The organism is Wolbachia endosymbiont (group B) of Episyrphus balteatus, assembly GCF_947250575.1.
Taxonomy (GTDB): Bacteria; Pseudomonadota; Alphaproteobacteria; order Rickettsiales; family Anaplasmataceae; genus Wolbachia.
The window spans coordinates 1,211,486-1,230,704 of the sequence record NZ_OX366325.1 but is presented as its reverse complement, the minus strand read 5'-3'; the positions used below and the strand labels follow the sequence as shown (position 1 = coordinate 1,230,704).

Genomic DNA, 19,219 nt, shown 5'->3' with positions numbered 1-19,219 from the left:
AAGAAGATGCATAAGTACGATGTAGTGGTAGTAGGTGGCGGTCATGCCGGGTGTGAAGCAGCTACAGCTGCAGCTCGCCTTGGTGCAAACACACTACTTATAACTCACAAAATTTCAACTATAGGAGAGATGTCTTGTAATCCAGCAATTGGAGGAGTTGCAAAGGGTGTTGTAGTTAGAGAAGTAGACGCCCTTGATGGAATAATGGGGAGAGCTATCGACCGAGCAAGCATACACTCGGTCGTTTTAAATGGCAGCAGAGGCGCAGCGGTATGGGGCCCACGTGCACAGGCAGACCGAAAATTATACAAAAAAGCAATACAGGAAATTATTCTAAATTATAACAACTTGACAGTAAAAGAAGAGTCAGTTGACGATTTTCTTATCGAAAGTGATAGCAATGGAGAATCTTATATAAAAGCTGTAATAACAGACTCAGGTGAACGTATACTGACAAGCAGAGTTGTTTTGACTACAGGGACTTTTTTACGTGGTGTGATTCATATAGGAGAGCAAACAACTCCTTCTGGAAGAATGGGAGATAAACCTGCAATAGAGCTTGCAAATACGCTAAAGAAGTATGATTTTAAACTGGGCAGATTACGTACCGGAACTCCACCGAGGCTTGATCGTGGCACTATAAACTGGTCGGTATTACAAGAACAAGTGGGTGACAATCCACCTACACCATTTTCTTATCTTACAGAGAAAATTAACCAGCCTCAGGTTTCATGTTTTATTACTCATACTAATGAACATACACACAAAGTAATTCGAGAGAATCTTCACAGATCAGCTTCTTCATATTTAGATAACGTTATTGCACCAAGATACTGCCCATCAATTGAAACTAAAGTTAAAAAATTTGCAGAAAAAAATAATCACCAAATATTTCTAGAACCAGAAGGGATTGATGATAACACTATATATCCAAATGGAATTTCAAATTCATTGCCCATCGAAGTGCAGTATGAAATGATAAAGAGTATAAAAGGGCTTGAAAATGCAGAAATATTAAGACCTGGATATGCAGTTGAATACGATTATATCGATCCACGAGAGCTATTTCATACTCTCGAAACTAAGAAAGTTAAAGGACTATATTTTGCTGGTCAAATTAATGGTACCACTGGATATGAAGAAGCAGCCGGGCAGGGAATTATTGCCGGAATCAATGCAGCATTCTCTTTATCTCAAAAAAGTTTTGTTCTTCATCGTACAGACTCATATATCGGTGTAATGATAGACGACTTGGTCACTAAGGGAATTGCTGAGCCTTACAGATTATTCACCTCGCGTGCAGAATATAGACTGGCAATCAGGTCAGATAATGCAGATAGAAGATTGACACAAAAAGGTTATGACATCTCTCTTGTGTCGCATGAGAGATACTCTGTTTTGCAGGATAAACTTAAATCCATTAAGCAACTTGAGGAGAAATTAGAGAGCCTAACAATTACTCCTGAGCAGCTCAGGTCCTATGGCATTAAAATATCTTATGATGGAATAAGAAAAACAGCATTAAATTTGCTCGGTTATCCAAATATTGACTGGAATAAATTACGAGAAATATGGCCAGAGTTAAACATGGATTCCAGTGTCAGCTACTTGCATAACACCAAAGCACCTCTTCCTGTCATCCAAGTAGCTGACACTGGGATCCAGTACTTGAATGATGATAGAATGGATGCAGTTGACACTGAAAAAAATGTAGATTCCAGCGTCATGTGCTGGAATAACACTATAACTGATAGCATAGCCAAGAATGAAATATATGAAGCAGTTGCAATTGAAGCAAAATACAAGCCTTATTTAGTAAGACAAGAAGCCGATATGAAGTTTCTACAAGAGGAAGTTAATACTCAAATTCCAACTAATTTCAACTACTCACAGATTAAAGGCTTGTCAACTGAAGTGATAGAAAAGTTGCAGTCAATAAAGCCAGCAACAATTGGTATTGCGAAGCAAATACAAGGTATCACTCCAGCAGCGATAGTTAGCATATTAGTGTACCTTAGGAATAAGAAAACGAAAATAGCTGCTAATTCTGCGTAACATGTCAAAAATCGAAGAATTTCGCTCTTTTATGCACGAAATAAATGTTGATGCATTTATGTTGAATACTAAAGACGAGTATTTAAATGAATATTCAAAAGAGTTAGCAGAGTTATGTGGCTTCACGGGAACAAATGGGCTACTTATCGTTACAAAGAGTAATAAGTGCCCATTTTTTACAGATGGACGCTATATCACACAAGCTCGCAGTCAGCTCGATCAGGGCAGTTTTCGAGTATATAATATACAAGAAGAGGATCCACACAAATGGGTAAAAGCAAACTTAACATTGACTACCTCACTGGGTTACTATCCGCAATATTTTACTATGAAGGACATAAGAAAATATGAAGGCATTTGTAAACTAGTACCATACTTAATTAAAAAAGATAGTAGTCATAAAGCACAAACAATAGTCTCACATGTATCTGGTGAGAGTAGTAAGGATAAATGTGAAAGAGTAGCTAAAAACATAGAGGCTGAAGCAGTGCTTCTGACTGATCCAAATTCAATTTCGTGGTTATTAAATTTAAGAAATGAAAGTGCTGAATATACTCCTTGTATATTGGGTCGTGCTATATTATATAAAAATGCCAATGTTGATTTATTTATTCAAGATAAAGAACATTCAACTATAGAAGCAAATTTTGATAACCATATAAATGTTTTTGATATTAGTGAGCTAGAAAATTCACTACATAAGTTAAATTTGGTGGTGATAGATCCAAGCACGACTCCAATGAGCATTATGAATGCAATAGATCCCTTGTATAACCATTATTTAAATGAAAAATCAGCTTCGGTGTCATTCCAGTGCTTGACCAGAAATAAAAAAGCATGGATCCCAGTGTCAAGCACTGGGATGACAATAAGTAATGAAAGAGGTCTAATAGAAAATAAGCAGATAATTGAGAAGGAGGATCCTTGTTTGATTCACAAAGCAGTAAAAAATCAAACTGAAATAACTGGAGCTATAAGTGCGCACATCAAAGATGGAGTAGCAGTTATAAATTTTCTATATTGGCTTGAAAACAATATTGACAGTGAAATTACTGAGCTTGAAGCTGAAGAAAAAGTTTTAGAATACAGAAAAGAGCAGAATTTGTTTAAGCAATCGAGTTTTCCAACAATTTCAGCATTCAACGAGAATGGAGCAATCATTCATTATCGTGCAAGCAATAAGACAAATAAAGTCATTCAAGAAGATGGGCTGTATTTAATTGACTCTGGTGGTCAGTACCTTGATGGCACAACCGATGTTACAAGAACTATAGCAATTGGTAGTCCAACCAATGAGCAACGAGCTCACTACACAATAGTATTAAAAGCTCACATTGCGATAGCAAGTGCGGTCTTTCCTTCTGGCACTACTGGTGGAGAATTGGACATATTAGCGCGTATACATTTATGGAAATTTGGAATGGATTACATGCACGGTACAGGACATGGAGTAGGAAGTTACCTTTCGGTACACGAAGGACCGCAAGCAATATCAAGAGGAAATAAAGTGGAACTCATTCCAGGCATGATACTTTCTAACGAGCCTGGTTATTATATTCCAGGAAAGTATGGAATAAGAATTGAGAATCTGATGTATATTGAAAGGCGAGAAAACGTCTTTTTAAGCTTTAAACAATTGACCTCTGTTCCTTATGATAAAAAGCTAATAGATATACAAATGCTTACTGAAGATGAAGTTAAATGGATAAATAGCTATCACCAATTTGTTTATAAAAATATAGAAAATGGCATAAAAGATAAGGAATGGTTAAAGAGAGTATGTGAACCTTTAAAATAGTTAATTTGTCATTTAATCAAGTATTAATATAGTTGTTCTTGTATTGTTTTTAATTAAAAACAATATATAATATTAGTTTCAAATAGGTGTAATTATGACAGATAAAATGCAAGATGATGAATTTATGAAGCAGTACATGGATACTTGCAAAGAGCAAATAGAAAAATTGGCAAGCGACCCTAATTTGCTTCAACAGACCTTAAAGCCATTCATGCAAATGTCTCAGCAACTTATGGCTGGCGGTATGCTAGAAGGAAATATGCCTAGCATGATACCTGATATGGGTGGTATGGATATCAACAAGATGATTGCTCAGATGAAGGAAATGTATGATTACATAAAGAGTAATCACAAAGAGCTCATGAGAAAAGATGTTTCACAAATTCAAGAGCTTGATGATTCCAGCAGAAGATTGAGAGGCTTGGTCAAGAAATTGATAGAGAAAGTTGAAGCTAAGTAGTATTTATTCATATCAAAGAGCTATAGCAGTAGTGAGGTCTTGTTCCTCAAATTTAGTATTACCATAAAGTTAAATATAAACATAAAGGGATGAAGAGATGATTGAACTACAAAGCCAAGAAATTTGTCCAAATGGAAATAAGAAAAATTTGATTATTTTTTTTCATGGTTGGGGTTCAAGTGGCGATAATTTCGCTCACCTTGCTAAAGTTATGAGCAAATTTTTACCCGATTCATGTTTTGTGGTACCGAATGCTCCGTTTGAGAGGGAAATAGGTGATGGTTATCAGTGGTTTAGTTTAGAGGATCGTAGTGAAGAAGCACTATATAATGGGGTGAAAAATGCTGCATCAATTGTAAATCATTTTATTGATACAAAATTAAAGGAGCTTAATTTAAAAGATACTCAGCTTTCTTTAGTTGGATTTTCTCAAGGGGCAATGCTTGCAATACATGTGGCTCTTACCCGGCTTCAGTCTTGTGCGTCAGTTGTTGCGTATTCTGGTAGATTTCTTTCGCCTTCAAAAACTGCACCGGAGATCAAATCAAAACCTAACATATGTATTATTCATGGTGACGCTGATGATGTGGTACCTTTTTCTTCCCTTGATTTAGCGGTTAAAGCTCTGAAAGAAAATGGAGTAAACGCTCAAGGATACCCAATTCATGGATTAGGCCATATTATTAATGAAGAAGGAATAAGGTTAGGGGTTGAGTTTATCAAGAAGAATTTTGGAAATTAATTTCCATGCACTTGTTTTGCTTTGGTTACGGATATGTAGCTAAATTTCTATCGAAAAAATTGCTAAATTTAGGCTGGAAAGTTAACGGTACATCAAGAAATAAAGATATACAACTTTTTGATTATGAAAAGGTTGATCAAGATCTGCTTAAAAGCGTAACGCATGTTTTAGTTTCTATTCCTCCAGACGGCGATGATGTTATGGAGAGATACGGTCATTGTCTGGAGAATATTAAATGGCTTGGTTATCTGTCTGCAACTAATGTTTATGGTGACCACTGTGGTAATTGGGTGAATGAGGAATCTGAAACAAAGCCTATAGAAATTAGAGGAGAAAAGCGCCTTGAGTCTGAAAAGAAGTGGCTAAGTAGCAAATTGCCTGTACATATTTTTCGTTTGGCTGGGATATATGGTCCTGGTAGAAATGCGCTAATTGACCTGCAGCTTGGCAAAGCAAGAAATGTGAAAAAAATTTTTTCTCGTGTTCATGTTGAAGATATATCGAATATTTTATTTTCTTCCATGCAAAATATAAAGCCTTATGAGATATACAATTGTGCAGATGATTTACCTGCTACGCAATCTGAAGTGGTCACGTATGCAGCCGAGCTTCTCAATATTAGCCCTCCAGAGCCAGTTGAGATTTCTTCCGTACCAAATTACGCACGGGGTTTTTATTTAGGGTCAAAAAAAGTAAGCAATACTAAAATTAAAAAAGACCTTGGTGTCTCTCTAGTTTATCCTGATTACAAGGTGGGTTTAAAGAGTTTGTATATATTAGAATAGAGAAAATAGATTGCCAGATGCAAAAATTTTTCTTGAATGTTCCTTGTTTTGATGTAGTACCACTAGGCATACTATTATATAGAGGTAAATATGTTCAGCACTCAATCGCTCCCGGTTGAAAATATTCTATTACATCAAGCCGCTTATAATGGTAACATAAATGAAGTTAGGTTATTACTTAATGTAAAAACTGATATCAATATCAAGGATAAAAAAGGATTTACAGCCTTGCATTTTGCTGTTTATTCAGGACATTTAGACGTAGTAAAGTTACTAATCAGTAAAGAAGCTAATATTCATGCAAGAACTACTAAAGGCAGTACAGTTTTACACTTTGCTGTTGTAGCTAAAAGCAAAGCTATAGTAGAGGAGTTAATTAAAGCGGGAGCTGATCCCAATATAAAAGACTGTACTGATGGTAAGACACCTTTACATATTGCTGCTCAAAATGGACTTGTAGAAGTTGTAAAGGTGTTACTTAATACTCAAGAAATTGAGATTGATGCTAAAGACAATGAATTTGGTATAACAGCTCTGTACTTAGCCTCTCAGAACGGACATACTGAAATAGTTGAACTATTAATTAGCACAAAAAATGCTGATGTTAACATAGTAGATAAAAAAAATAATGTCACACCCTTGTATCTAGCTGCTCAGAATGGGCATGAAGCAGTAGTCAAGTTGCTTCTTGATAATGGTGCTAAGGTCAATGGCTGTAATGTCGATAGAGATCCTTTAAGTGTAGCTATCAAGAATGGCCATAAGAAAATAGTTGAGTTATTACTTAGTATAGAAGGAATAAATGTCAATATTGGCGATAAGATTGGCAATACACCTCTACATATAGCAGCTATAACAGGCCGCAAAGAAATAGCAAGATTACTATTAGCAAAAGGAGCTGATGCTAATATTAAAAACCATTCAGGAGATACTCCTTTACAAATAGCTGAGATAATTGAAAACTCTACAGTTTTTATGCTTGAAAAGGATACAAATTCAGTACTTCTTGTGAAAAAAGGAGTTAAGGAGCTTTTGTCACAACATGTGAAGAACAACAAACCTAGCTCATCAGTAGATAAAATTGACGTATCTGTTCAGCAGAGTAGCAAAATAAGATAGATGAGAAAACTAGTTTGTGACATTGGCGTCCAGTTAAATTTACATGGATTCCAGTGTCAGCTACTCGAATGACATTATGGAAGCTGTGATGACAAGGAAGGAAGCACTAGAAAGAAATGGGTGTCACGCACTGGGATGACATTATGGGAACTGAGATACAAGAAAAGAAACACTGGTTTGACATGCACCTGAACAGATACTCTCAGTGATGTAAATTCAACTTTACCCCATTTGCAACCATCAGGGTTCTTTGACTATAGACCTAACAATTCTTTTCTAATTTCTTCTTTAATTGTATCAATAATCTTTTTATCAAGTTTATTTATTAAGGAATCATCAATACCTGTGATGTCATCTGGATTTTGTATCATTTTTTCAATAGCATCATCTATTTTTTTTACTCTTTCTTTATTAATTTCATCAAATATAGGTTTTATGTTTGCGTAACCAGGAGCGCCCTTGCTATAACTTTTGCTGCTTTCGTTGATACAACCACCAGCACCATATGTTTTATTCACGTAGTTTTTACTACATTTTGTTACATCTTTATACCCAATCTCACCATTTTCTATATATGCTATTTTATTATCTTTACTAGAGTTTAGCTTGTCCCCTTTCTTAATTTCTTCTTTTAATTTTAAACTTTGTTCATGAATTATTGTATCTTTGTAATTCTTTCCCCCATAGGTTCTGTATGTACCTCCGCCTGCAACAGTAATTAAATCTTTACAAATTGTTTCTGAAGAGTCTCTGCACATTTTTATTAAAGTTGGTCCCCCATCCTTGTTAGATTCATCATCTTCTTGTCCACCACCTCCTTCTGTCACTTTTACTTTAATATAGGGATAATTGGGGTTGATTTTTAGTTTAGCTTTAATGTAATCACCTGGCATTCCTAGTCTACTTACAGTAGACTGAGCTTTATCAGCTATATGACCAGCTTCACCACCTCCCCATGCTTCTATTTCAACGTAATCATACATTGACAGATCATCTGTATAGCCATCTCCAAGCTCATAAAGTTTTTGATCCCTGTTTTCAATAATCTGCTTCTTATGTTTCAATTGTGCTATTATTATTTCACGTAATCTCTTTTTTAAACCCTCTAAATCGAACCTACACAATTTATCAGCATAAAAGACTTCTGTTCTATTTGCTTTAATCGGTTGATTTTTTAATTGTGTGCACTTTTGTATTTCACCTTTCTCGTTTTTTACTGTTTTACCATCCTTATCCTTGCAATCCACTTCTTCATATCTTAAGTAAAATAGTTTATCATTCTTATCTACATACTGTGTTGAGCGACTACATACTCCATCAAAGCAGAGGCAACCATCATCACCGTGATTACAGTTTTTTTCTTCATACTTTCCATCTGTTAACTCATATACTATTTTGCATTTGTCACAATTTTGTTTTGTATCTACCTCTTTATCCTCTTTTGCCATGCAGTTATCTCTAGACTTATTTTCAGCAGGAATGGAAATATATCCTTTTTTATTAAATATTATTTCATTCAGTGCATCTTGTGGCTGTGCTAAAACCTCAATTGTTTCGTTACAGGGAAAATAATAAAGCTGATCAGACTCCTTTGAATAAACAGTATTGTATTTATTGTATCTTGCTCTCATTGACTTCAGTGATATTAGCTCACTTCCTTTTTCAAGAACGAATTCCTCCGGTTCTGGTTGCCACCCAGAAAGGCAGAGCATTTTACTTTTAGGATTTTCTTTATATTTTATTTCTACTTTTGGATATCCTGAGCCATCTAGTTTGCACTTACCATTCTGAAGCTCTTTACATTCTGCTTCGATATCGGGAACATACCCATATTTTTCTAGAACTTCAAATTGCGAATTATTTTTTAATATACCTTCTATTACGCTATCGATGTCGCTTTTACTGTTACTGCTATCAGTTGTTTTTGCCACTATTGCTGGCTTTACTACTTTTAAAGGTAGATGGCCAACATATGTAGGAGAATTTTTATTAACATAAAAAGTACAGATGCCATTACTGTGAGTTCCACGTGCGTCATAAGTACAAACGTTCTCACTCATCTTCATTTTTACTTTTAGCGTATTTTCGCCTTTACCCTCATTAGGCTTTGGTATGCTCACTTCTTCAATCTTTGGAGCAGGTGGCGCTGGGAAGCAGCGAGCAGGAAATTGTAATTTTCTTTCGGACTCTTCTTCCTCAGTACCATAGTATTCAGCGCAGAGCTGACCTTTTTTTCTATAGGTTTTGAGATAATGGATAGTATCTTTAATAGTAAATGGATAAATTGGAGTATTCTCACTATTTGAAAAACCGCGCGGAAAAGGTAGCTCCCTTCTTTCTTTCAGCTCACCAATAATGACTCCAACTCTTGGATGGAAATAATCATTTTCTTCATTTGTTATAGGAACAATTCTAACTTGTGGTGGTGACATCGCAAGTTGTTCACAAAATGGAGGTGGGCCAGGTGCAAGTGGTACAGGCACACATTGTACTTTGGTTTGATAGCAGGTATCGCAAACATTTTCCATATTCCCTGGACGGAAAATATTTTCCCCTGAAAAGATTCTAGAAAGACCTCCAAAAAAAGTGTCCATACAAGCCCCTTTCTGACTGCAAGCACATATTTTAGGGGCATTAGCAAATTTTACTTTTTCTTCATCAGTAACACCATCTGCCCATTCCCATTCAAGGCGTTTCGCAATTCCTTCTTTGATTTCTTTACTGTTATCTGTCTTAATTGTTCCATCAGCTAACATTCTATCTCCTTCCCAATCGATAAAAGCTGCTGCAGAAACTCCAGCACCTGTGGCTTGTGTGCCATATATTTTGTGGCAAGATGTTCCACTGGATAATATATAACAGTTGTCGTTCCCTTCGTAGTCGCAGACCTTAATCTTTGGATTAAAATAACCATCAATTCCTTGGTCTTTTACTTGTCTTACTGTAATATATTGGTATAGCTTTTCATCAACTTTAAAACTACCTTTAGTACCAAAAGTAAAAATTGCTAAAAAACCCTCCAAAGCTTTTTTGCCTCCAGCTTCAAGTGTAGTATTACTCTCTACAAGAGGCGGACAATCAGCATATCCTTGATAAGAAAGACAAAATATCAAGGAGAATATCAATAAAAAATTAAGCTTTACATTTTTCATAGAACGCCGGTAACCACTTACTCACTTTTTCGCCTTTTTCCTTTATTGCTTCATACATATACTTTATAGTCTCTTTATTAGCTGAAAGTACATGTATTTCTTTCATATTCTTCAAATCTAGATTTAAAGTTACTAAACCTTTGTATTGCTTTATCAAAAATAAACCTTCCTGTGTTGGTGTTTGCAAAATGACATTCAGTTCCTCTTTCGACAGAGAAAATGCTTTCATGTATAACCTGTTTGCATTTATGTTCGGCATCAGGATTCTCGTATCGACATGCTTATCTAAATATTGAGTAAACTTGCTAGCAAATGCTAGGTTTAAGTTTTCAGTACTTAGAATTACTACAACATTTAACTTTGTCATTCTTTGCATCCAGTCGTCAAACTCTCCCTCTGTAGGAAAAATATTACTTATCTCCCATGCTTCATCCAAAACAAGTATTGCAGGTGAGCCATCACATTTTGCTTCGAAAGAGTATAAGAAATAGTAAAGTATCACGGACATACATTCTTTTTGCTTAGTGAGATTTGCAGTATTGAGGGATATAGTTTTTGTTCCCCAGTCAATATCTGACTCATCACCATCTTGGAATAAGTAAGCAAATTCACCTTCACCACACCATTTACTTATTTTGCCTCCAAGAAGTAAAAGCACTTCAGAAATTTGAGAAATAGATCGCGATTCTCTTGGTATAGCAAATATAGAATCTACAATTTTTTTTGTCTTTTCTTCTACGTCTACCAAACTTGCATCTGCAACCATCCTTTTGATCAATTCAACAAGCATATTGCGATTAGAAGCACTATCTTCAATGTTCAGTGGGTTAAATTTTAGACTTTTATCTTTATATTTTGGATCAATTATGTAATATTGGCCGCTTACTGCTTTAGTAAATATTATTGATTTTCCAGTATTATCCAATATAACAATCCTAGGGTTAAATTTTCTTGATTCCGAAAGTAAGAAATTGATCAGTGAGGTTCTACCTGAATTTGGAGCTCCAAGTATTGTGGTATGACCATTATTTTTCTTTCCATGAAAGTTAAAAAAGTAAGGACTGCCTTTTTTTGAAAAAAAAACTGTTACTGCTTCTTTCCATCTTCCTCCTTTTAACGTACCTGATGTAAAATCATGCAACATAGCAAAGCTGCAAGCATATTTTTCTAATATATTTTTTGGTTGTGTAACAAAAGCAAAGTTTCCAGGAAGCTGTGCCCAAAAATGATTTTCCATGTGCAGATCAGTTCTAAACATCATCAACCCGATTAACGACATTACAGAGGATAAATCGCTGATATTTTTAGCTAACCTATTCTTATCATCTGCAAAGATTGTAACAATAATTTTCTGTTGACAAAAATCCATAGCAGAAATTTTTTCAAGCTCTATTATTTCATTTATTCCTGAGTTTTGAAGTAAGGTATTGTCCTCACTGATTTGCAGTATATTAATTTGTTTTTTAAATTCTTTTACTGCTTTATTATTACTAGTAAATATTATTATTTCTGTGATGATAAGCTCAGAGTCAAGTTGCAAACACCTATCTATATTTTCTAAGGGGATTTCTCGATATTCCTTTATGCAAAAAATAGAACCAAACTTCTGTTGACCTTCAAACGATGTTTGAAATTTATTGAAACCAAAAGCTACTTTTAAATTTTTAACATGCTGCGATAGATCCCTTTCACATATTGGATAATCTTTGTGCGTTAATGTAATAATGTAATGGAGAAATTCCATCATTTGAGAATATATTTTGCCTTCACTAGACCTAAGGCCCAGTTTTTTAGCTCCAAAAGGTTCTAAATCTTTTTGAATCAGGTCAGTTATTTTTTGTAATTCTTGATGATTTTTTTGTAAAAATAACTTGTGCCTATTCTTTATCCTGCCAAAAAAAAATGCATTATTAATATGTTTGCCAAAATCACTAAGTAACACCACAATGTATAACTCATTTATATACTGTAGTTTACTATCAACTAGTTTATTAAACCACGTTGAGTGTAGCTGATCGGAAAAGTCTGCAGTTTTATTCCACTGTAAGCTCAGTTTATTGCGCTTACGGACAGTGTGAATCCAAACTGTAAAATATAAACTCTGGATATTTTTTGATATACTTTTTCTAATTTCAGTTCTAAGATCACCATAGTTATCAACTGAAGAATAGTCTTCTAACTTGATTATTTTTAACAATTCCCCCTGTTTTGTTAGTATAGTTTCTTCATCGTAGTGGCAAGCATAAGGGATAAAATCTAAATTAATACTTTCTAGTAACGCTAAATTGTTCTTTTTTTCAGAATTAGAGCTAGTGGCCGGTACTTTTGGTTGCATACAACATTATGTGTATTCAATAAAAAGATAATTAAAAAACATAAAAATACTATCTTAATTTTTATCTTTTTTTTCGCTGTCGGGCTGTAATTTTATATCTTTTGCAAAGTTGAATTTTTCTTTCAAGTAATCTGTTGCTTTTTCTGTACTCCCAAACATCATGATCAGTACACCAAACAGTATCATGAAGAAAATTAGACCTCTGAACACTACTGCAAGTATCACTGTAGCTATACATAACCCTATAATTGTCGAAGGATTCATATTTTCCATAGTATCTTTAACTGAAAATGAAGAAATAAGTTCTTTCAACGTTCCTGGTATATTTTTCAATTCATCACTTGCTTTGCTAGAACATGACATGAAGATAAAACTTAACAGGGCTACAATAGCAAAAACTCTACCCAATTGAATACGCATCAGCTAAATACCTTTAAGATACTCCTTAACTGTAACAATTTTTACATCAATAGGCAAGAACCGAATTCACTTGCTCACCATAAGTAACTCATATTTAACTTTTATCACTGTGTTAGCCCTTTATTATCAACAAGAGGACTCACACTAATGGATATCAATTTACTTGACAGAATATTTGAACAAAATTCAGCAGCAGCAGCTGTAGCAAACACTGCAGCCACCACAAACAGTCCTGCTCCTACTAATCCTGATGTCATTGCTCCTGCAAAAATGCACCCTATTGCTAAGAGAGCAGAACTTGTTACAAGTGCGACGTGAAGGTTTTTGTTATTGAGTTGTTTAATTTTACTATTATTTTCATAATTATTGGATTGCATTGTATCTTTTACCTTACTGCCTGTCACTGAGATCACACAATGAGGACCTTCTTCAGTCTTCTTATAATGTTTAGAAGGGGATCTTCTTCCGCTTGGGCCTTTGGGCCTTGTTTTGTTCGGATGTGCTAATTTTGTTTTTTCTTCATCTTCTAGTTGCAAACTATTATCTTCCTCAGCAGGGTTTAATTTTAAGTGTACACTTTCCTCAGATGAAATGCTTGTTACTGAAGTTAAGCTGTTCCTTCTGCTACTTGATGCCAAGCTAGATGAATTTATTCGACTATCTAAATCACTACTACTACTGAGTTTAGAAGTATTTGCACCACTTGGCACTTCTACAGCATTCACAGTTATATTAGGCTTTTCATTTTTTAAATCTTTACTATCAATCGAAAGATCAGATTGACTATTCAATTGTGATTGTGTGATCTTCTTTCTTGCTTGCGGTTGTTTTGATGTAAGAATTGTTGAAGCATCATAACTATCTAAACTTCTCAAGGAATTATATGTTCCAGAGATTCCTTTTCCACTTACACCCTTAGCTAAAGAATCCTTTTCCAGAGGATTAATACCTGAATTTTTGGGAATTTCAACTTCACCAGAAAGAATTTGTTTGTTAAATAGTTCCATAGTATTATTTTGTCTATTTGCTTGATTACTTCTAAGACTTTTCTGATTTTGAATAGTGCTACTAGAATGATCTTTATTGTTGCTCTTTTTAGTAATCTCTGAAATTATTTTTAATGTTTTCCCTTTTATTGTTGGTGATCTTTGTGATGATTTTTCTTCATTGTTAAGTACTGAAGGTTTCATTAATTCCCCTGACTCTATCACTTTTTTTTTCAATGCTGGAAGAAATTTCTCAGTGTAATAATTATAATATTTTTCTTGCTCTCTCAGTAATTTTTCTAATTGAATTAATACATTGGGATCAGCTCCATTGTTGAACAACTCTATGCATTTTTTGATAGTTCCATCTCCATCTTTTTTTGGACTTTGATTGCTATGTGTTTTTTTTGTTACCTTCTTGTATATAGTGTCGTACAATTTTTGGTTAATATCTACTTCATTACTCTGAGTTTTTTTTGAAGTACTTAGCATAACATCTCTCCATACATAACAAAATGTATAGATACCTCTTTAGCGTTAATTTTACATTAAAACTAAGCGGTTATGCCTTATTACGGATAATTATAGCAATTTGCTAACTATTTGCTTTGCTGATTACTGGTTTTACATTTCAACATAATTGCTTGCCTGTTGAACTAACATATCTATCACTTCTTTTACAGGCTTTTCTCTATCAACCATGCCAACACTTTGACCGGCCATTAAAGATCCTGTTTCAACATCTCCATCAATTACTGCCCTTCTTAAAGCTCCAGCCCAGAACTTTTCTATTTCAAGCTGCCCATCTTCTTTTGAGATTTCTCCATTTTGATATTTATCAATAATGTCTCTTTGATGCTCCATAAAATCGTCACTTGCTTTGTTAACTATAGCCCTTACTGGAATTACAGGGAAATCAGCACTAATCTGCACAGAAGATACAGCATTACGCGCAGCTGATTTGATGAATACTTCTTTAAAATTTTTGTGAGCGATTGACTCATTCGTGCAGACAAATAATGTACCTATTTGACAGCCACTTGCTCCCATTTCTAGGTAGTTCACTATCATTTCGCCTCTTCCTATTCCACCTGCAACAAACACCGGTGTTTTCTCATTTTTAAAATGAGGTAATATCTCTTGTGCGAGAACAGAAGTGCTAACAGGACCGATATGTCCTCCTGCTTCCATACCTTCTATTATTAACGCATCTACTCCCATTTTTACTAACCTTTTCGCGAGGCTTAATGCTGGTGCAAAACACATAACTTCAATGCCCGCACTCTTGATTTTTTCTATATTAGGCTTCGTTGGTAGTCCACCGGCAAGCACTATATGGCTTACTTTCGTTTCAATGCACACATCTATCAACTCACTCAACTTTGGGTGCATAGTAATTAGATTTACACCAAATGGTTTGTTAGTTAATTTCTGTGTCTCTATGATTTCTTTTTTCAGTAAGTCTGGAAACATTGCACCGCAAGCAATCACGCCAAATCCACCAGCATTTGAGATTGCTGAAACCAAATTTCTCTCTGAAACCCAGCTCATAGCACCACCCATTATGGCAAACTCACTACCGAGAAAATTTGTTCCTTTTTTCCAGAGGCTATTTAACATACAACCTATATCATACGTTTAAAAATGTTTTGTTTATCTATAAATGTGTGTTTTAAAGCACCAATTATATGCAAGGCTATAAAGAGTATCATAAAATATGCAAGTATCGAGTGTAACTGATTAGCTGCACTAGCTAGATCTTCATTATGGTTAATTAATAAAGGGATATGGAAAAAATATTTGATCTCTTTGCTAGAAGCAGAAGACATGACATAACCAGATAGTGGCATTAGCATCATCAAAGAATACAAACCAAAGTGTATCGTTTTGCTCGCATTGATTACGAATCGAGAAAAATTGGCTGGTAATGGCGGAACATAAGTAAAGACGCGAAAAAATATACGTACTATAATTAATCCAAGAACGGTGATGCCACAAGCCTTATGAATAGCGTATATGCTGAATTTAATTTCACTGCTAATCGGCAAACTTTTCATGTACAGTCCAGAACAAAGCATACCAATAATAAGAGCAGACATTAACCAATGAATGATCCTTAAACCTAAACTATATTTATTGTCTTTCATTAATTTTGATTACTCTAAAGTAGAATTTATATAGTAGAAAAACTATTTCTCAATCAAAATTATCTATACATAATTTCGCTGCCTTGATCAACATAAGTGCAATAATTGTATGTGACACATAAACATTGTCTATCAGATCATGAAGAAGTGGTGAAGTTTTTGAGAGTTTTTCTATTGTAACGATGAGTTATAGCTTGTACAAGAAGCCTATTGACTTTAAGCACATTTTACCCTATACAATTCCAATACCTTAAGCTACCAAAGCATGCCTGATCTAAAGACAATGATGCTAAATTTTGGTCCTCAGCACCCAGCTGCACATGGGGTGCTACGACTTGTTTTAGAGATGGATGGTGAAGTGATCGAGAGAGCAGATCCCCATATTGGGCTTTTGCACCGTGGCACTGAAAAATTGATAGAACATAAAACATATCTTCAAGCTCTGCCTTATTTTGACCGCCTTGATTATGTGTCACCAATGTCACAAGAGCATGCATATTCGTTATGTGTAGAGAAATTATTGCAGTGCGAAGTTCCGATTAGGGCAAAATATTTGCGTGTTCTATTTTGTGAGCTGACAAGAATACTAAATCATTTACTAAATATCTCTTCCCAAGCGCTTGATGTTGGGGCAATGACCCCTCTTTTGTGGCTCTTTGAAGAGAGAGAAAAAATACTCGAGTTCTATGAAAGGGCCTCAGGTGCAAGATTTCACGCAGCTTATATAAGGCCAGGTGGACTTGCAGCAGATATCCCAGAAGGTTTGATTGAAGATATTGCAAAATTTATAGAGCAATTTCCAAAGTATATAGATGATGTTGATGAGCTTCTAACAGAAAATAGGATATGGAAGCAACGCACTGTAGGAATTAGTGAAATATCAATAAAACAGGCGCTTGATTGGGGCTTTAGTGGACCAATGCTCCGTGCTGCTGGGCTTGCTTGGGATCTGCGAAAAAGCCAGCCATATGAGATATATGACCAATTAGATTTCGATATACCAATTGGCCAAAATGGTGACTGTTATGACCGTTATTTAGTAAGAATGGCGGAGATCAGACAATCTATCAGCTTGGTGAAGCAATGCATAGAGAAGATGCCTGAAGGGTCAATAAAAACTGAAGATAGAAAAATTTCTCCACCGCCAAGAGCAGAAATGAAAGAATCTATGGAGGCTATGATTCATCATTTTAAGCTTTATTCAGAAGGATATCATGTGCCAGAAGGTGAGGCATATGTGGCTGTTGAAGCGCCAAAAGGTGAGTTTGGAGTATATATAGTTTCAGATGGTACCAATAGACCTTATAGATGTCGAATAAGAGCACCTGGCTTTGCGCATTTACAGGCCTTAGATTTCATGGCAAAAGGACACATGCTTGCTGACATTGCAGCAATTATCGGTTCACTCGACATAGTCTTTGGTGAGATTGATAGGTAATTATTTTAAAATAGTAACTTAACTAATGGTTAAGACATCTTCTATCATAAATTGTATAAATTCATTGCCATTCCAGTAATTCATAGAGATTTTACCCAAAATGGCTTTAACATTACCCTGCATAATAGCAGAGCCGAGCTCAGTATTTGCACAGCGAAACGCAATAGCTTTGACCATAACATTATCGTCAGCAATAAAACATTTTATATGGTCAACTCCTATAACTTCCGGCTTTCTTATCTTTGCCCCTTGAATGATGAATCTTGGTTCAGGATTGCCAGCTCCAAATGGCTCTAAGCGCTGCAGTTGATTCCAAAGGGATAAGTTTATTGCTTTAGCTGTTACTATACCATCAGCTTTTATAGTTTTATCGTTTGTGGAGTTTGCAAATCTTTCAGTAAAAAAATCATGTAGATCACTTATTTTATCTTCTTCAATCGAAAATCCTGCTGCCATACTGTGACCACCACCTTCAATGATTAGGTTGGTAAATTTTGCAGAAAGAACCGCAGCACCAATATCTACTCCAGAAATTGACCTACAGCTTGCTTTTCCTATTCCATTGTTTAAAGATATTACTATCGTTGGTAAGTGAAACTGCTCTTTTAGTCTTGATGCAATGATACCAATTATTCCCTGGTGCCAATTACCACTTACCATTATAAAATTTACACCTAAGTGGGCAAAATTTTCCGCTTGTGTTGTAGCTTCCAAAATAGCCTCATTTTCTAGCATTTTTCTTGCATTATTCAAATCTATTAGTTTTAGCGCGATTGAATGTGCATCATCATCATCATCGGTGGAAAGCAACCTTGCACCGAGCGATGCTTCTCCAATTCTTCCTCCGGCATTTATACATGGCCCAATACTAAACCCTAATCGCGAAACACTTGGTTTTTCAAGGATTCCCAAAGCGTCAAACAAAACACGTAAGCCAACATTTTTTCTTGCTGACATAACTTTTAATCCTTGTAAAACAAAAGCCCTATTTAGGCCTGTAATCTGCATAACATCACAGACAGTTCCAAGAGCAACCAAATCCAGTAGATCAAATAAATCTGGTTCTTTTTTGTTGGTAAAAAATCCTTGCTCACGTAGGCTTCTGTTAAGAGCAACAATTAGCAGAAATGACACTCCAACTGCTGCTAAGTTATTATAAGGAGAGCTCTCATCAAGGCGGTTGGGATTAACAACTGCTACAGCACTTGGTAATTTTTCTGTTCCAAGGTGATGGTCGACAACTATAATATCAAGTCCAAAGACTTTTGCATCTTCTATTGGTTGATATGCAAGCGTACCGCAATCAACAGAAATACATAAATCAATACCATTCTTTTTAAGTTGTAATAAAGCATCTGTGTTCAATCCATAGCCCTCATCAACACGATCTGGAATATAGATTATAGAGTGTGTCCCAATCGCTCTTAGGTACCTATTAATCAATGCTGATGACGTTGCACCATCAACATCGTAATCACCAAATATTGCAATATTCTCATTATTGTTTATTGCTTTTATTATGTGAGAAACAGCTTTATCCATATCAAGGAGGTGGAAGGGATCTGGTAATAGCGATCTGATTAGTGGGTGTAAGAAGTCATGTGCATTTTCTATGTTAACACCACGAGCAACTAATATTCTTGCTAATATTTCTGGCAACTCAAATCTCTGTATAAGAGTAAAAATCTCCCTTTGATCTGCTTCTTGTAACTTCCACAGTGCATTTGTTATGCTGCGTTTTTCAATATCAAGTAGCATATTTTTTGTAAATAAAACTACTTT

The 19,219-nt window shown here is 35.2% G+C and carries 14 protein-coding genes; 7 read left to right on the top strand and 7 right to left on the bottom strand.

Annotated features, from left to right (window positions below):
* The first annotated feature begins 6 nt into the window (after positions 1–6).
* From mnmG to OOL05_RS05830, 6 genes are all read left to right on the top strand, one after another.
* Positions 7–2,055, top strand: coding sequence for a tRNA uridine-5-carboxymethylaminomethyl(34) synthesis enzyme MnmG (mnmG, locus tag OOL05_RS05855; RefSeq protein WP_264730181.1), 2,049 nt, complete (start codon positions 7–9; stop codon positions 2,053–2,055).
* A gap of 1 nt (position 2,056) precedes the next feature.
* Entirely contained in the window at positions 2,057–3,853 is a 1,797-nt protein-coding gene (locus OOL05_RS05850; protein WP_264730179.1) for an aminopeptidase P family protein, read from the top strand.
* Positions 3,854–3,947: 94 nt separating this feature from the next.
* Positions 3,948–4,313, top strand: a complete 366-nt coding sequence (locus tag OOL05_RS05845; protein ID WP_264730177.1) for a hypothetical protein — start codon at positions 3,948–3,950, stop codon at positions 4,311–4,313.
* 97 nt (positions 4,314–4,410) lie between these two features.
* Entirely contained in the window at positions 4,411–5,055 is a 645-nt protein-coding gene (locus OOL05_RS05840; RefSeq protein WP_149168658.1) for an alpha/beta hydrolase, read from the top strand.
* 5 nt (positions 5,056–5,060) lie between these two features.
* On the top strand, positions 5,061–5,840 hold the full coding sequence (locus OOL05_RS05835) for an SDR family oxidoreductase (RefSeq protein ID WP_007302062.1): 780 nt from the start codon (positions 5,061–5,063) through the stop codon (positions 5,838–5,840).
* A 90-nt stretch (positions 5,841–5,930) separates the two neighbouring features.
* Positions 5,931–6,959, top strand: coding sequence for an ankyrin repeat domain-containing protein (locus OOL05_RS05830; protein WP_264375802.1), 1,029 nt, complete (start codon positions 5,931–5,933; stop codon positions 6,957–6,959).
* 254 nt (positions 6,960–7,213) lie between these two features.
* On the opposite strand, the gene OOL05_RS05825 is transcribed toward OOL05_RS05830, so the two are convergent.
* From OOL05_RS05825 to OOL05_RS05800, 6 genes are all read right to left on the bottom strand, one after another.
* Complete coding sequence (locus OOL05_RS05825) at positions 7,214–10,111, bottom strand: hypothetical protein (RefSeq protein WP_264730173.1); 2,898 nt, start codon at positions 10,109–10,111, stop codon at positions 7,214–7,216.
* Positions 10,092–12,446: a VirB4 family type IV secretion/conjugal transfer ATPase gene (locus OOL05_RS05820; RefSeq protein WP_264375800.1), complete on the bottom strand. Its 2,355-nt coding sequence runs from the start codon at positions 12,444–12,446 to the stop codon at positions 10,092–10,094. The genes OOL05_RS05825 and OOL05_RS05820 overlap by 20 nt, the downstream gene beginning before the upstream one ends.
* A 54-nt stretch (positions 12,447–12,500) precedes the next feature.
* A complete protein-coding gene (locus OOL05_RS05815) occupies positions 12,501–12,866 on the bottom strand; it encodes a hypothetical protein (protein WP_010402638.1) in 366 nt (121 codons plus the stop codon).
* A gap of 104 nt (positions 12,867–12,970) precedes the next feature.
* A complete protein-coding gene (locus OOL05_RS05810) occupies positions 12,971–14,344 on the bottom strand; it encodes a DUF350 domain-containing protein (protein ID WP_264730171.1) in 1,374 nt (457 codons plus the stop codon).
* Between the two features lie 132 nt (positions 14,345–14,476).
* Positions 14,477–15,472 carry an NAD(P)H-dependent flavin oxidoreductase gene (locus tag OOL05_RS05805; RefSeq protein WP_214303224.1) on the bottom strand — a complete coding sequence of 332 codons (996 nt, stop codon included), beginning with the start codon at positions 15,470–15,472 and terminating at the stop codon, positions 14,477–14,479.
* 5 nt (positions 15,473–15,477) lie between these two features.
* Complete coding sequence (locus OOL05_RS05800; RefSeq protein ID WP_264730168.1) at positions 15,478–15,999, bottom strand: cytochrome b; 522 nt, start codon at positions 15,997–15,999, stop codon at positions 15,478–15,480.
* Between the two features lie 265 nt (positions 16,000–16,264).
* Between OOL05_RS05800 and OOL05_RS05795 the strand changes: the two genes are divergently transcribed.
* Positions 16,265–17,437 carry an NADH-quinone oxidoreductase subunit D gene (locus tag OOL05_RS05795; protein WP_264336240.1) on the top strand — a complete coding sequence of 391 codons (1,173 nt, stop codon included), beginning with the start codon at positions 16,265–16,267 and terminating at the stop codon, positions 17,435–17,437.
* Between the two features lie 18 nt (positions 17,438–17,455).
* Here OOL05_RS05795 and recJ read toward each other — a convergent pair whose 3' ends face one another.
* A complete protein-coding gene (gene recJ / locus OOL05_RS05790) occupies positions 17,456–19,195 on the bottom strand; it encodes a single-stranded-DNA-specific exonuclease RecJ (RefSeq protein WP_264730166.1) in 1,740 nt (579 codons plus the stop codon).
* Between the last annotated feature and the right edge of the window lie 24 nt (positions 19,196–19,219).

Bases quoted from the DNA above. Each gene is read 5' to 3' on its own strand.
- OOL05_RS05810 (WP_264730171.1), bottom strand. From the start codon at position 14,344: ATGCTAAGTACTTCAAAAAAAACTCAGAGTAATGAAGTAGATATTAAC.
- recJ (WP_264730166.1), bottom strand. From the start codon at position 19,195: ATGCTACTTGATATTGAAAAACGCAGCATAACAAATGCACTGTGGAAG.
- OOL05_RS05850 (WP_264730179.1), top strand. From the start codon at position 2,057: ATGTCAAAAATCGAAGAATTTCGCTCTTTTATGCACGAAATAAATGTT.
- OOL05_RS05830 (WP_264375802.1), top strand. From the start codon at position 5,931: ATGTTCAGCACTCAATCGCTCCCGGTTGAAAATATTCTATTACATCAA.
- mnmG (WP_264730181.1), top strand. From the start codon at position 7: ATGCATAAGTACGATGTAGTGGTAGTAGGTGGCGGTCATGCCGGGTGT.
- OOL05_RS05795 (WP_264336240.1), top strand. From the start codon at position 16,265: ATGCCTGATCTAAAGACAATGATGCTAAATTTTGGTCCTCAGCACCCA.
- OOL05_RS05815 (WP_010402638.1), bottom strand. From the start codon at position 12,866: ATGCGTATTCAATTGGGTAGAGTTTTTGCTATTGTAGCCCTGTTAAGT.
- OOL05_RS05800 (WP_264730168.1), bottom strand. From the start codon at position 15,999: ATGAAAGACAATAAATATAGTTTAGGTTTAAGGATCATTCATTGGTTA.
- OOL05_RS05825 (WP_264730173.1), bottom strand. From the start codon at position 10,111: ATGAAAAATGTAAAGCTTAATTTTTTATTGATATTCTCCTTGATATTT.
- OOL05_RS05805 (WP_214303224.1), bottom strand. From the start codon at position 15,472: ATGTTAAATAGCCTCTGGAAAAAAGGAACAAATTTTCTCGGTAGTGAG.
- OOL05_RS05845 (WP_264730177.1), top strand. From the start codon at position 3,948: ATGACAGATAAAATGCAAGATGATGAATTTATGAAGCAGTACATGGAT.
- OOL05_RS05840 (WP_149168658.1), top strand. From the start codon at position 4,411: ATGATTGAACTACAAAGCCAAGAAATTTGTCCAAATGGAAATAAGAAA.
- OOL05_RS05835 (WP_007302062.1), top strand. From the start codon at position 5,061: ATGCACTTGTTTTGCTTTGGTTACGGATATGTAGCTAAATTTCTATCG.
- OOL05_RS05820 (WP_264375800.1), bottom strand. From the start codon at position 12,446: ATGCAACCAAAAGTACCGGCCACTAGCTCTAATTCTGAAAAAAAGAAC.